The sequence below is a fragment of the Chlorobaculum tepidum TLS genome, assembly GCF_000006985.1.
GTDB lineage: Bacteria > Bacteroidota > Chlorobiia > Chlorobiales > Chlorobiaceae > Chlorobaculum > Chlorobaculum tepidum.
The window spans coordinates 1,647,808-1,660,491 of the sequence record NC_002932.3 but is presented as its reverse complement, the minus strand read 5'-3'; the positions used below and the strand labels follow the sequence as shown (position 1 = coordinate 1,660,491).

Below are 12,684 nucleotides of genomic sequence, written 5' to 3'. Positions count from 1 at the left end.
GAAAAGGCGGGGAAAAAGGGAGCAGGTCTGGCTTGTTTAATGTTGACGCTCTCAGAGCAAACAAGTCAGACCTGATCTCGGAGGTGCTGAAAAATTCAGACGTTACGCCATTATGTCCATCCTTTTGCGAGTGTGCCGTGCATGGCCGAGCATCAGCAGCGAGCCGACTCCGACAAGCGCCAGCGTACCGGGTTCTGGAACGGCTTCAACGGTGCCGTTAAAGGTGTAGTCGTTGACGCTGAAGGTGCCATTTCCACTTCCAGAATCATAACCATAAAGGCGAAACTCAATAGGGTTTGTCAGATGTTGGAACTGCGGAGCGGTCAGGTCGATTGTCGCGCCTGTTGCTGTTGGCGAACCAATGTTTGTCGTGAACCCATCAATGCTTGACCTGAATGCGAAGGATGTTGGCCCAGTGTTCGATCTCTGAGCGCGATATTCAAAACTGCTGAAGTTGATTGCGTAACCATCATTCGCGTCCAGCGTGAAAGTGAAATATTTGCCGGTGTCCAGCGCTCCGGTTGACCAGCCACTCGCATTATAGCGATCATCAGCGGTTTTTCCCGTGAGGCCAACACGCCCGATTCCTGAGGCTGTGATGTCATCAGAATAATCACTTGTTATCCCCGTCGTATAGGGATTTTGAAGACCGGGGTTAGTACCGGTTATGTCGTTGTGGCTGATGACGGCAGCATTTGCGCCTGTCCAGGCGAGGGCGGTAAACAAAATGCCGATAGCTGTTGCTTTGGCTTTCATGATTTTTTTCTCCGTTTGGATTGAAGGGGTATAGGGGTTCCCGAACGGGAGGGGTATATATGCGAAAATTTGGGGTATCGCATAGGTTAATGTAGTTATTTATGACGTAAGCGGCAACGTCATATCGGCGAAATTGTCGCACTCGCCTCAAAAAACCGCTTGAATTTTCAGCACGGTCTCTCTCCGCAAACCATGTCTGAAGGAAACTTTTTCAGCGTTAACGACCTGTTTGAAGAGAGTTTACTGTGTTTGTAACAGCATCAATCAACAGGGAGATGAACCGTATGGCGGGTTGCATTAACGATCATCTGAAGCGGTATGGCGGGCTGGCTGCTGGTCGGGAGGATGAGCAGAAACGGTATTTTGCGGAGAAGCGGCTTTACGCGCTGCAAATCGAAACCACCGATGCCTGCCAGCAGGGGTGCATTTTCTGTTACGCCGGTTCGACTCCCCGCGAGCACCATGGTCTTACCTCAGATGAAATCCGCGGCCTGCTCCGCGATGCGGCGGCGCTGGAAATTCGCGCCATTGACTGGCTGGGTGGCGATCCGCTCGTCCGCCCGGATTGGTACGAGTTGATGCAGTATGCCCGCTCGTTGGGCCTCGTCAACAACGTCTGGACGAGCGGCTTGCCGCTGAAGAGCAAGGAGGTCGCGGCCCGAGTGCACGAGGTGAGCGAGGGTGGCTTCGTATCGGTGCACGTCGATTCCATTACGCCGGAGGTCTATGCGAAGCTGCATCGCGGCGGGAATCCGCACTTCATCGAGGCCATCGTCGAAGGCGTCGATAACCTGCTCGCGCTCGGCAAGCCCGCCGACATGATGATTAACTGCATCACCTACACGTCGTTGCAGGGGCCGGAGGACGCTATCAAAACCATGCGCTGGTGGTTCTGCGAGAAGGGCCTGCGCACCTGCCTGACGATGTTCAATCCCGCCGGGATGGGCGCGGAGTGGCGCTCGCTGGAGCCGCAACTCGACGAGGTGCAGCGCGTCTATACCGAGCGCGATCGCATCGATTACGGCGGCGACAACATCTCCATCGCGGCGATGGACACCGACAAATATTACTGCGGCACGATGGCTACGGTAACGTTCACCGGCGACGTCACTCCGTGCTCGGTCATCCGCGAGGGCGTGGCCAACATCCGCACGACGCCGTTCCGCGACATTGTCGCCCGGCATCTCGACACGCTCGTTCACGCCGCACTGCACGACGTGCAGAACCTGCCCAATCCGTGTAACGACTGCGTCAACAACGCTCACTGCTGGGGTTGTCGGGCCAGCGCGTATCACTACAGCGGCGACGCGGACGGCCTCGACCCGAAGTGCTGGCTGATCCGGACTGCGCTAACGTCAGACTCTTTCTCGGTCAACAATAATTTGCAAAAGTCAACAGATGAAGAAATTGGGCTAAAGCCCTGATTCATTTTGTTTTATCCGTAAACCCTGTCCCGAAAGTTTTCGGGACAGGGCAATTGTTGAAGAGTTGGCAATTGTTGAAGAGTTTTCATTGCAGGAGTAATAGCTTTATCAATCAAGAACGAGAGGTTTTTATGGCGAAGTATAAACTCGATGTCAACATCGCCAACGTCAACGAAGTGTACGACGGCGCGGGCGGAATCCTCTGGGAGATGCTGATGGGCGAGCAGATTCACGTCGGCGCGGAAGCGGAAACTGACGTACTGGCGCGGAAGGCCGGGGTCACGGCGGAGACGCATCTGCTTGACGTGTGCAGCGCACTCGGCGGCCCGGCGCGGTATCTGGCGAAAAATTACGGCTGCCGCGTCACCGGCCTCGACGCCACGCAGCGGATGCACGCGGAGGCGATCCGCCGCACGATCGAGGCTGGCCTGTCCGGCAAGATCGATTACGTTTTGGGCAACGCGCTCGACATGCCGTTTCCCGCCAGCAGCTTCGACGTGGTGTGGGGGCAGGACGCCTGGTGCTACATCACCGACAAGCAGCGCCTCATCGGGGAGTGCGCCCGCGTGCTCAAGCCGGGCGGTGTGCTCGCCTTCACCGACTGGCTGGAGGCTGGCCCGATGACCGACGAAGAGTTGACAGCGCTGAACACCTTCATGGTCTTTCCCTACATGGAGACGCTCGACGGCTACGCCATGCTCGCCGAACAGGCTGGCTTGACGGTCATCGAAAAAGAAGACCTCACGCCCGATTTCGCAGCGCATGTGCAAGGCTACCTCGATATGGTGCAGAACCAGTACCGGCAAGCCATCGTGGACAACTACGGTCAGGAGATGTACGACGCCGTCGAGCAGGGCATTATGCTCTGGCGCGACGCTTCGGCAGCCGGAAAGGTAGGGCGGGGGAGGCTTGTCGCCCGCAAGTAGTCAGGCCGGATCGCTGACCTTGTCTGCTTATACTGCTTCGGCCGCAATAATTTCGCAGAGTTGCCGAAAAAGGGGCTGTCATTCTGAATGGAGCGAAGCGGACTCATGCGATAGTCCCGACAAGTCGGACTCAGAATGACAAGGAGAAAGAATTTCAGGGTTTAAATACTTTGACCTTTTTTATAACCGGAGCAAAAACAGATCAGCCCTGGAACTGGTTTTGTGACAGTTCCGGGGCTGTTTCGTTTTCGATCACTTCGACTTACCGGCTTACTTGTCGAGCGGCTTGTGGCAGAACCACCAGTCGTAGCAGTCGTATTGCTGCTCCTTGCGCTTTTTGGCGTCTTCGACGTTGTTTGCTGGCGGAATGATCACGTGATCCTTGATGAGCAAGTTGTTTGGCCAGTCAGCAGGCATGGCAACCTTGTTGCTGTCGGAAATCTGCAAGACCTTGACGGCGCGCAGAATCTCGTCCATGTTCCGTCCGATCTCCTGTGGATAGTAAAGCACGAGGCGTACCTTGCCGTTCGGGTCGCCTACGAAAACTGCGCGGACGGTGTTCGTGCCTTTGCCGGGATGCAACATCCCAAGTTTGTTCGCGATACGGTCGTTGGCCGCCACGATCGGGAAGGTGATGTCAACATCGAGATTCTCCTTGATCCACTCGACCCACTTGATGTGCGAGAAGACCTGATCGACGCTCATGCCGATGAGCTTGCAGCCGATCTTTTCAAACGCCTCTACCCGCTGCTGGAATGCGACAAACTCTGTCGTGCAGACCGGCGTAAAGTCAGCCGGGTGGCTGAAAAGCACGAACCACGAGCCTTTCAGGTCTCCCGGAATGTTCATCGGGCCATGCGTTGTTTGAACCTTCAGTTCCGGAAAATCGTCCCCGAGCAGCGGCATTGAGATGTCATAATAGAGGTCGTCATCAACTTGTTGTGACATGGTTTAGCGCTCCTTGTACTTTTGTTCTGTTGCGTTTGATTTTGCTTTTTGGAAGTACCTCCTTTTTGGAAGTACCTCATTAAGCCCGAAACGGCCTTGATAGTTCCTGAAAAGTCGTGCTTCTTGTAGGCCCTTTCTCGGTCTTTTCTGGTCATCCCGTTTTCCGGCACCTTGTCGCAACCTTTCAGCACCGTTGTTCGCGGGATTTTTTATTTTTAATTTGTCCAAATAAGTTTTATGTTCTTTGAGTTTCTGGAGCGCCTTGCTCTGTGTAACCCATAAGCTCTGTGTAACCCATAAAATTACAGATCGATGAACCTCTCATTTTCCAAAGCTTCTTCACTCGTCCTCGCGGGCATGTTGTGCTCCGCGCCTACCTTTGCGGCGATGCCGCTCGAAACCGATGATACCGGAACGCAGGGAGCCGGGAAATTCCAGATCGAAGCCGGGATGGAGTACGCCCGCGATCACGAAACAGTCAATGGCGATTCCGTCCGCGAAAAAGAGTGGGAGCTGGCCACCACGTTTTCGTACGGTCTTTCTGATACCATCGACCTTGTGGCAGGTGTGCCGTGGAGTTGGTCGAAGGTGCGGGTGAATGGCCAGACTGTTCGTGACGAGAACGGCATCGGCGACCTGTCGCTTCAGCTCAAGTGGCGCTTTTTTGAGAGCGATGACAAGCGGACGAGTTTCGCGTTGAAGCCAGGCATTTCACTGCCGACCGGCGATGATGAAAAGGGTTTCGGCAATGGCCGGGTCGGCGGCGACGTGACGCTGATCGCCACGCACACTGTTGACCGTGGGGCGCTGCACCTGAACCTCGGCTACGAGTATAACAATTACAGCATCGCCGAGGTGCGCGAATCCTCGCGGAAGAGCATTTGGCGCGCCTCGCTGGCCGGGGAGGTCGAGGTCGCCAAAAGGTTGAAAGCGGTCGCCGACATTGGCGTCGAGACCAATGAGGAGAGAGATTCTGATACCAACCCGGCTTACATTCTTGGTGGACTTATTTACGGAGTCTCCGACGATGTTGATCTCGACTTCGGTGTCAAGGGCGGCCTGAACGACGCCGAGACCGACACCACCTGGCTGGCGGGCATCACGATGCGTTTCTGAGCGGAGGTGTGGTTATGGTTCCGTTAGGAATGCTCGGCAAAGGGGAGGTTGGCGAGATCATCAATCTCCGATTCGGCCAGCATGATGCTGGCGCAGGGTTTGGGCGCGGTCATCATTACGCACATGGCCGCGAAAATGGAAAACGTCTGGCCGAGATGGGGTTTTCCGTCGGCCAGACCATTGAAGTCATCGAAAATAGTCCGGGGATGCCGCTTCTGGTGCAGGTGCACGATGGCAGGGTGGCTATTGGCCGGGGCGTTGCCATGCGTATCATGGTCAGGAGGGTTGCATCATGAAATTGTCTGAACTGAAAAAGGGCCAGTCCGCGAGGATTGTCGCCATGCCGTCTTCGGGTAGGTTGCGGAAGCGGCTGAACGAGATGGGGATGCTGGTCGGCGAGATCGTACGGATCGAGGGCGTTGCACCGCTTGGCGATCCGGTTGAGATGACCGTTCGCGGATACCGGCTGTCGCTGCGCAGGTCCGATATCGAGAACATCACGGTCGAGGAGGTGCGATGATGGAGACAGCTGCACAGAAACAACGGGTGAGCGCGAAGGTTCCGACCTCACCGCTCAAGAGGATCGTAGCCGTGGTGGGTAATCCCAACTGCGGCAAGACGACGATTTTTAACGCCCTAACCGGGTTGAACCAGCGGGTTGGCAACTGGCCGGGCGTGACGGTCGATAAAAAGAGCGGACGCTTTCGCCACGATGGCCAAGAGTATGAGCTGGTCGATCTTCCCGGCATCTACTCGCTCTCGTCGTTGTCGCAGGACGAAGAGGTGGCGCGGAGCTACATCCTCTCCGGAGAGGCGGGTCTTGTTGTCAACATCGTCGATGCCTCCAACCCCGACCGAAACCTCTACCTTACCAGCCGCCTCCTTGAAATGGGCGTGCCGGTGGTGGTGGCGCTTAATATGGTTGATGCGGCTGAAGAACAGGGCATTTCGGTCGATCCAGCCCGGTTGTCGTCGCTGCTTGGCTGTCCCGTCATTCCGATGGTGGCGTCGCGTGGCGAGGGGATTGAAGAGCTGAAAGCGGCTATCGCAAAAGGATTTACGACTGGCGGTGCTTCTGTGCCCAGCGCGAAGGTGCGTTTTCCGGCAGAGCTCGATGCGGCGATCCGCCGGGTTGCGGAATCGACCGGTACCCAGGCCCGTGAGCTTGGCTACGATCCCGTATGGTTCGCCATGAAGCTGCTCGAACACGATCAAGAACTGGAGAAACGGCTTGATGGTGCGGCCCTTACGTCGCTCTTCGAGGAGCGGAAACGGGTTGCCGACGCGCTTGGCGATGATCCCGATATTGTGATCGCCGACGCGCACTACCGCTTCGTCTCCGAGCTTTCAGCGGCGGCCATTACCCGCAAGGAGAGCACCAGAAAAACGCTCTCCGACAAAATCGATTCCCTCGTGCTGAACCGTTTTCTCGGTATTCCGCTCTTTCTTGGCGTGATGTACCTGATGTTCCTTTTTACGATTAAGCTCGGTGGCGCGTTCATCGACTTTTTCGACATCGCTGCCGGAGCGCTGTTTGTCGATGGTTTCGGGCGACTGCTTGGCGCTGTCGGCTCACCCGGATGGCTTACAGCGCTGCTCGCCAGCGGCGTTGGCAGGGCGTTGCAGACGATGGCTACTTTCATCCCGACCATCGGTTTTATGTTCATCTTCCTGTCGATGCTCGAAGACTCCGGCTACATGGCCCGCGCGGCCTACGTGATGGATCGCGGGATGCGGGCTATCGGCTTGCCTGGCAAGGCGTTTATTCCGCTTCTGGTCGGCTTCGGCTGTAACGTGCCGGCGATCATGTCCGCCCGCACGATGAGCGACGAGCGCGACCGCATCATGACGGTGATGATGACCCCCTTCATGTCGTGCGGCGCAAGACTGCCGGTCTATGCGCTTTTCGCGGCGGCCTTTTTCCCTACTGGCGGGCAGAACCTCATCTTCCTGCTCTACCTGATGGGGATCGCCGTGGCGATCATGACCGGCTTCATCCTCAAAAAGACGCTACTCAAAGGTGAACCGTCGCCTTTCATCATGGAGATGCCGCCTTACCATTTGCCGACCCTCAAGGGTGTGATTCTCAGGGTTGGCGACCGGCTTGGCTCGTTTCTCCTGAAGGCGGGCAAGGTGCTGGTGCCGGTGATCGTGGTGCTCGGTTTCATGAGCTCCATCGGTACTGACGGCAGCTTCGGCAACGAAGAGAACGAAAACTCCGTGCTTGTCGCCACAGGCAAGGCGATCGTGCCGGTGTTACAGCCGTTCGGCATACAGGAGAAGAACTGGCCCGCTGCCGTTGGTCTTTTCGCTGGCGTGTTCGCCAAGGAGGCTGTGGTCGGTACGCTCAACAACTTCTACGCAGCGAAGGAAGCAAAGGCCGCGGTTGACGGTGGGGGAGAACGTTTTAGCCTCTTGGCGAAACTCGGCGAAGCGGTCGCCACGATTCCCGAGAATCTGGCGGGTATCGCCGGATCGCTGTTCGACCCGCTCGGCATCAATGTTGGTGACCTGAGCGATCGGGGCGCGGTGGCCAAGGAGCAGGGCGTCAGTGCGTCGATCTATGGCTCGATGGTCAACCGTTTCGATGGCAGGGTGGGTGCGTTCGCCTACCTGGTGTTCATCCTGCTCTACTTCCCGTGCGTGGCGTCCATTGGGGTGATTTATCGCGAAACCAACCTTGCCTGGACGCTCTTCTCCGTAGTGTGGACGACCGGTCTGGCGTACGTGTTTGCCGTGCTGAGCTATCAGATCGGTACGTGGGGGGCGCACCCCGGCTCATCCGCGGCGTGGGTTGCGGCAATGCTGCTGGTGTTCGCCGTCGCGGTGACGCTGATGTATCTGGCAGGAAACGGTGCGTTCGGGAGGAAAGGAAAGATTTTGGAAGAGGCTTGATTTTGATGAAAGAAGAGGGCTGATTTTTTCATCGGAATCGGAATCGGGGTCGTGATTGGGATGATTGGTGGGAGGCGGTCTCAAATATTAGTATCCAGAGACTTCCGTGCAGCTGTATCGCAACCATTTTCAAAAAACCATAAACTATTTATAATCATGAGCTTAACTGATGTTCGTGAGTATCTCCAGCGGGAGCGGAGCGCTTCGCTGAAGCAGATTTCGAGCCACTTCAAGGCCGATTCGTCGCTGGTCGAGTCGATGCTCGATCAGTGGATTCTCAAAGGGCGCGTCGTGGTGAAGCAGCGCGATGTGTTCGGCGCGGCCTGTTGCGGCAAGTGCGGCGGGAAGGAGCATATCCACTACGAGTGGGTCTACGAGTGGGTCGAGTAAGTCCGGGCAACGGCAGACTCATTTTTTTTGCCTGTTTTCTTATCTATACAATTTCTAAATAAGATGAGGAGGTGATCGCTGTCTCTAGCTTCTCTTTTTCTCGTAACTCCATATTCAGTTAATACCAAACAATTCATTCCATGCTTAGTAAAACCATTCTCGATAAGCTCAACCATCAGGTTAACTTCGAAGCGGCTTCGGCGCATCTCTATCTGCAAATGAGCGCGTGGCTCCTGACGCAGTCGCTCGACAGCACAGCGGCTTTTTTCCGCGCTCACGCCGAGGAGGAGAAGGCGCACATGATGAAACTGTTCGATTACATCAACGAAACCGGCTCGCTGGCGCTGATCGGCGAGGTCGCCACTCCAGCGCCGGAGTGGAAGTCGCACATCGAGCTGCTCGAAGCGGCGTATAACCACGAACTGGCGATCACCCAGAGCATCAACGATCTGGTCGATACAGCCTTGCGGGAGAAGGACTACTCGACCTTCCAGTTCCTCCAGTGGTACGTGGCCGAGCAGCACGAGGAGGAGTACCTGTTCAGCTCGATGCTGCACAAGGCGCGAATCATCAACACGATGGATGGGCGGGCGCTGTTCCGCTTCGACGAGGAGGTACGCAAGTCGGTGCTTCACCATGAGCATCACCAGCAGAAGCCGATGTTCCTGCAGGTGGGCCCCGCGCCAAAGCACCACGATGGCCACGATGGCCTCCATGCTCATCAGCATTCGTCACACTGGTCCGGGCATTGAAACGTCAGCCTGTCGGACGCCCCCGGATCAACAGTGATCGGGGGCGTTTTCCGGATGCCGGAGTATCGAAGTTCGAGTATAACATCAATCAGGAGAAGCACATGCAGGAACAGTCGAACAAAAACAATGAACAAAAAGCGCCCGCCTGTATTTCGACGATTGGCGTGAGCCGTTGCCGGTGCGGGGCGTATCATCTCCGCTATCGCTACGTTGATGTCGCCATCCCCCGCGAGACGCTCTATCTCATCATGGAGGAGTGCTTCCGGTACGAAGAGGAGTGCGCGAAGCGAGAAGGCCAGAGGCCGGAGGCGATGGTTTTTTCGCTTGGCGTGGTAACGCTTGCGATCTTGCCACTGGATTTTGCCGCGTTCAGCAAGGCGGTTGGCGACGCGGTGAACGAGGATCTCGGTATCGGCAGGCTCTTTGCCGGAGCCGAGGCGGGCGACAATGGACTCGCGGATGGAACGCAAAACTGAAAATCATCGATTCGCCATGAAAAAAACAGCCGTGGTCTGGGCGTCGCAGACCGGAAATACCAAAGAGGCCGCCGAGCTGATCGCCACTGAAATCGGGCGCCCCGATGTCGATCTGTTCGAGGTGAGCCGCGAAGAGCTGCTTCGTTTGACCGAATACGATATGCTGATCATCGGAACCTCGACCTGGGGCGCGGGCGAGCTTCCGCATGGGTGGCGGGAAGCTGTTTCCGCCCTTGACCAGCTCGATCTGACGGGCAAGACTGTCGCTTTTTTCGGGCTTGGCGACCAGCTCGTTTATGGCGATTGGTATGTCGATGCGATGGGGATTCTGCATGACCGCTTCGTTTCGCGTGGCGCGAAGGTGGTTGGCGCTTGGCCCAGCGACACCTACGAGTTCTCCTCCTCGAAAGCCTTGCGCGACGGGATGTTCGTCGGCCTCGCGCTCGATGCGGACAATCAGGAGCATTTGACGCGGGAGCGGATTCGGCGCTGGGTGTGCTCAATCAGACCGTATCTGTCATGACGCGCAAAAGGAGCGGGATGACGGAGCGAACCAGCGGGGCCGTCGGCGGGAAACCGGAAAAGCTGAGCGAGTCGAGCGAGATGTACCTTCAGGTCATCTGGCGGTTGACTGAACGAGAGCGCGAGGTGTCGGTGAGCGACATCGCCAAAGCGATAGGGCACTCGCTTTCGACCGTTTCCGAAAAAATCGTGCGACTGACGGAGGCCGGATTGCTGCGTCACGAGTGGCGCGAAGGGGTGTCGATGACGCCGAAGGGGCGGCAAGCCGCCTGCCGGACTCTGAGAAAGCGGCGGCTGGTCGAAACCTTTCTGTTCAAAATGGCCGGTTACGGCATTCACGAGCTGCACGAGGAGGCGTGCCGTCTGGAGCATGTCATTTCGGATCGGCTCTCGGACGCGCTTGACCGGCTGCTTGGCTACCCGATGCACGATCCCCACGGCCACCCGATTCCGGCGCATGACGGCGCGCTCAGGTCGGAGCTGCTTGAACCGCTCTCGACGGTCGATGAGGGGCGGACGGTTCGCATCGCGCAGTTGCGGAGCGCCGATCCAGAAGTGCTCGAATATATCGCCCAGCTGGGTCTCTTGCCCGGCAGGAGTTGCACGGTTATGCAAAAGGCCCCGTTTCAGGGACCGTTGACCATCGCCGATGGTTCGGAGCGCATTGCCATTGCCTTCGAGATCGCGTCGATCATCGATGTTCAGGCCGAGCCAGACGAGCGTTTCGACGAGGCTGGCGGCGGCCCGGAACCGTTCGCGCCGCCAGCCCGGCAAAGCGCCGCTCAGTGAGCGCGGCGCTCAGGCCTTGACGATGCACTCGGCGGGGCACACGGCAACACATGCCGGTGAGTCGGCATAGCCCTCGCACTCGGTGCAGGCCGATTCATCGATGACGTAGATGTCGCTGCCCGCGCTGATGGCGTTGACCGGGCATTCGGGTTCGCAGGCGGCGCAGAAGGTGCACTCTTCGGTGATTTTCAGTGACATGGCGGTAGTTGTTTTGGTTGTCGAAGCGACGAGTCGATCACACATTGATCCACTCATCGACAACAGACAAGTAAACCGCCAGAGTGCTGTTCGTCAATGGCGAAGAGGTGCAGAAAGGCGAGCCGAAGCCGCCAACAGACGAGAGGCGTGACGTTCCGAACGCGAGCTGAAAGAGGCTGAGTTTTTAAACAATCCAAAAACACCACGACCATGAAAGTGCTGATTCACCATATCTATGAATATCGCAAAGGGTTACGGAGTCTGGTCATGCACACGCTTCCTGCCCGGTTCGGCGAGGAGGCGACCAGAAAGCTCCGGCATTACGGCATCGACTACCATATCTACGACTTCGGCAAGTCGCACATCAACGTTTTCTTCGGAGCGCCGGAGTGCGTGGCGGTTGTTCGGTCGATCTGCGCCAGCAAGAAACTCAAGGCTCTCACCCCTGAGGAGGATTTCGTGCTCGGCTCGATGCTTGGTTATGACATCCGCAAGCAGTGCGAGCGATACCTGAAAAAGTGCGAGTCAGCGGCCATCGCCGATCCGGCAATGCACAAGTGCGCCTGAAAGTTTTTTTTATTAAGGTGATTAGTGTACTTTGCTTAAATAGATAAGGTTTTTTCCTGTTTTGATTATACTCAGGGGATTGTGCGATTCTCCAACAGACTCGATGTTTTGTGATGGCCATGCATCAGTGCAAATGCGCGTGGTCATTTTTCTTGAATTGCGTTGTATTGAAAAATAATAACGATAAAAGCATGACTTTCAGATTCTCGCCTGCCATTCTTATTGGCTGCACCGCTATTTCGCTTGCCACGGCATACTCCACCAATGCCTTCGCGCAGGTGACCGGCGGCCAGGAGCTGTACGAGCGCCATTGCAGCGCGTGTCACTCAATGCTGCCGCCGCCCAAATCTGCTCCGCCGGTCGCCGGGCTGTCCTACTTTTATCACAAAGCATTCGCGGATCGCGAACAGGGCGTTCGCCACATCATGGAGTTCGTCGCAAAACCGGCGGTGGAAAAATCGAAGCTGAGGCCGCCCGCCATTTCGCGCTTCGGCCTGATGCCCGCCGTCGAACTCGACGCGCGGGACTTGCGGACGGTTTCGGAGTGGTTGTGGGATAGCTACGACCCAAAGTTCCAGCCCCCGGACTGCCCCGCAAAGTAATCTGCTTTTTCGACCTCCATTCGAGCCTGCGGCTCATCGACAGCGCTGAATCCACGCCGGTTCAGCGCTGCTTTGGTTTGTCACGGATTTTGCGCTAATATCTCAAGCTGTTGATTTAGCGGAGTAACGGCTGACCAAACTGCGCTGAGCTATGGGTGTTTTCTTGGTCTCGGTTTTGGGGTGGGGAAGGCTTTGTCGATGGGCTGCAAGCAGTGTTCTTATGCCGATCCGTATAAAACGCTGAAATAAAATGTCATGTGAGGCTTAAGTGATTAAACATTGTGTTATTAGCAGTATTTAAAATGGTTTCTCAAATTGCGTCT

The 12,684-nt window shown here is 56.6% G+C and carries 16 protein-coding genes; 13 read left to right on the top strand and 3 right to left on the bottom strand.

What is annotated here, in order from left to right; genetic code table 11:
* Nucleotides 1-102: 102 nt before the first annotated feature.
* Complete coding sequence (locus tag AYT24_RS07900; protein ID WP_010933411.1) at nucleotides 103-756, bottom strand: PEP-CTERM sorting domain-containing protein; 654 nt, start codon at nucleotides 754-756, stop codon at nucleotides 103-105.
* 284 nt (nucleotides 757-1,040) lie between these two features.
* Between AYT24_RS07900 and AYT24_RS07895 the strand changes: the two genes are divergently transcribed.
* Nucleotides 1,041-2,180 (top strand): radical SAM protein, encoded by a 1,140-nt coding sequence (locus AYT24_RS07895; protein WP_226986796.1) that lies wholly within the window; start codon nucleotides 1,041-1,043, stop codon nucleotides 2,178-2,180.
* Nucleotides 2,181-2,311: 131 nt separating this feature from the next.
* Nucleotides 2,312-3,106, top strand: coding sequence for a methyltransferase domain-containing protein (locus AYT24_RS07890; RefSeq protein WP_164927080.1), 795 nt, complete (start codon nucleotides 2,312-2,314; stop codon nucleotides 3,104-3,106).
* A gap of 270 nt (nucleotides 3,107-3,376) precedes the next feature.
* Here AYT24_RS07890 and AYT24_RS07885 read toward each other — a convergent pair whose 3' ends face one another.
* Entirely contained in the window at nucleotides 3,377-4,054 is a 678-nt protein-coding gene (locus AYT24_RS07885) for a peroxiredoxin (protein WP_010933408.1), read from the bottom strand.
* 312 nt (nucleotides 4,055-4,366) lie between these two features.
* On the opposite strand from AYT24_RS07885, the gene AYT24_RS07880 reads away from it, so the two are divergent.
* The 9 genes from AYT24_RS07880 to AYT24_RS07840 all read left to right on the top strand — a co-directional run bounded on the left by AYT24_RS07880 (nucleotide 4,367) and on the right by AYT24_RS07840 (nucleotide 10,994).
* Nucleotides 4,367-5,170 carry a transporter gene (locus tag AYT24_RS07880; protein WP_010933406.1) on the top strand — a complete coding sequence of 268 codons (804 nt, stop codon included), beginning with the start codon at nucleotides 4,367-4,369 and terminating at the stop codon, nucleotides 5,168-5,170.
* 14 nt (nucleotides 5,171-5,184) lie between these two features.
* Nucleotides 5,185-5,466, top strand: coding sequence for a FeoA family protein (locus AYT24_RS07875; RefSeq protein ID WP_010933405.1), 282 nt, complete (start codon nucleotides 5,185-5,187; stop codon nucleotides 5,464-5,466).
* A complete protein-coding gene (locus AYT24_RS07870) occupies nucleotides 5,463-5,690 on the top strand; it encodes a FeoA family protein (protein WP_010933404.1) in 228 nt (75 codons plus the stop codon). Before AYT24_RS07875 ends, AYT24_RS07870 begins: the two co-directional genes overlap by 4 nt.
* Nucleotides 5,690-8,065, top strand: coding sequence for a Fe(2+) transporter permease subunit FeoB (feoB, locus tag AYT24_RS07865; RefSeq protein ID WP_010933403.1), 2,376 nt, complete (start codon nucleotides 5,690-5,692; stop codon nucleotides 8,063-8,065). Before AYT24_RS07870 ends, feoB begins: the two co-directional genes overlap by 1 nt.
* A 156-nt stretch (nucleotides 8,066-8,221) precedes the next feature.
* Nucleotides 8,222-8,455, top strand: coding sequence for a FeoC-like transcriptional regulator (locus AYT24_RS07860; protein ID WP_164927079.1), 234 nt, complete (start codon nucleotides 8,222-8,224; stop codon nucleotides 8,453-8,455).
* A gap of 140 nt (nucleotides 8,456-8,595) precedes the next feature.
* Nucleotides 8,596-9,207 (top strand): ferritin, encoded by a 612-nt coding sequence (locus AYT24_RS07855; RefSeq protein ID WP_010933401.1) that lies wholly within the window; start codon nucleotides 8,596-8,598, stop codon nucleotides 9,205-9,207.
* Complete coding sequence (locus AYT24_RS07850; RefSeq protein WP_010933400.1) at nucleotides 9,204-9,683, top strand: hypothetical protein; 480 nt, start codon at nucleotides 9,204-9,206, stop codon at nucleotides 9,681-9,683. Before AYT24_RS07855 ends, AYT24_RS07850 begins: the two co-directional genes overlap by 4 nt.
* A 16-nt stretch (nucleotides 9,684-9,699) precedes the next feature.
* Nucleotides 9,700-10,206 carry a flavodoxin gene (locus AYT24_RS07845; RefSeq protein WP_010933399.1) on the top strand — a complete coding sequence of 169 codons (507 nt, stop codon included), beginning with the start codon at nucleotides 9,700-9,702 and terminating at the stop codon, nucleotides 10,204-10,206.
* Nucleotides 10,203-10,994 (top strand): metal-dependent transcriptional regulator, encoded by a 792-nt coding sequence (locus AYT24_RS07840; protein ID WP_226986794.1) that lies wholly within the window; start codon nucleotides 10,203-10,205, stop codon nucleotides 10,992-10,994. Before AYT24_RS07845 ends, AYT24_RS07840 begins: the two co-directional genes overlap by 4 nt.
* 9 nt (nucleotides 10,995-11,003) lie before the next feature.
* Here AYT24_RS07840 and AYT24_RS07835 read toward each other — a convergent pair whose 3' ends face one another.
* Nucleotides 11,004-11,192 carry a 4Fe-4S binding protein gene (locus AYT24_RS07835; RefSeq protein WP_010933397.1) on the bottom strand — a complete coding sequence of 63 codons (189 nt, stop codon included), beginning with the start codon at nucleotides 11,190-11,192 and terminating at the stop codon, nucleotides 11,004-11,006.
* Nucleotides 11,193-11,402: 210 nt separating this feature from the next.
* On the opposite strand from AYT24_RS07835, the gene AYT24_RS07830 reads away from it, so the two are divergent.
* Nucleotides 11,403-11,759, top strand: a complete 357-nt coding sequence (locus AYT24_RS07830; protein ID WP_010933396.1) for a DUF2023 family protein — start codon at nucleotides 11,403-11,405, stop codon at nucleotides 11,757-11,759.
* 191 nt (nucleotides 11,760-11,950) lie between these two features.
* Nucleotides 11,951-12,361, top strand: a complete 411-nt coding sequence (locus AYT24_RS07825) for a c-type cytochrome (protein ID WP_010933395.1) — start codon at nucleotides 11,951-11,953, stop codon at nucleotides 12,359-12,361.
* Nucleotides 12,362-12,684 lie beyond the last annotated feature (323 nt).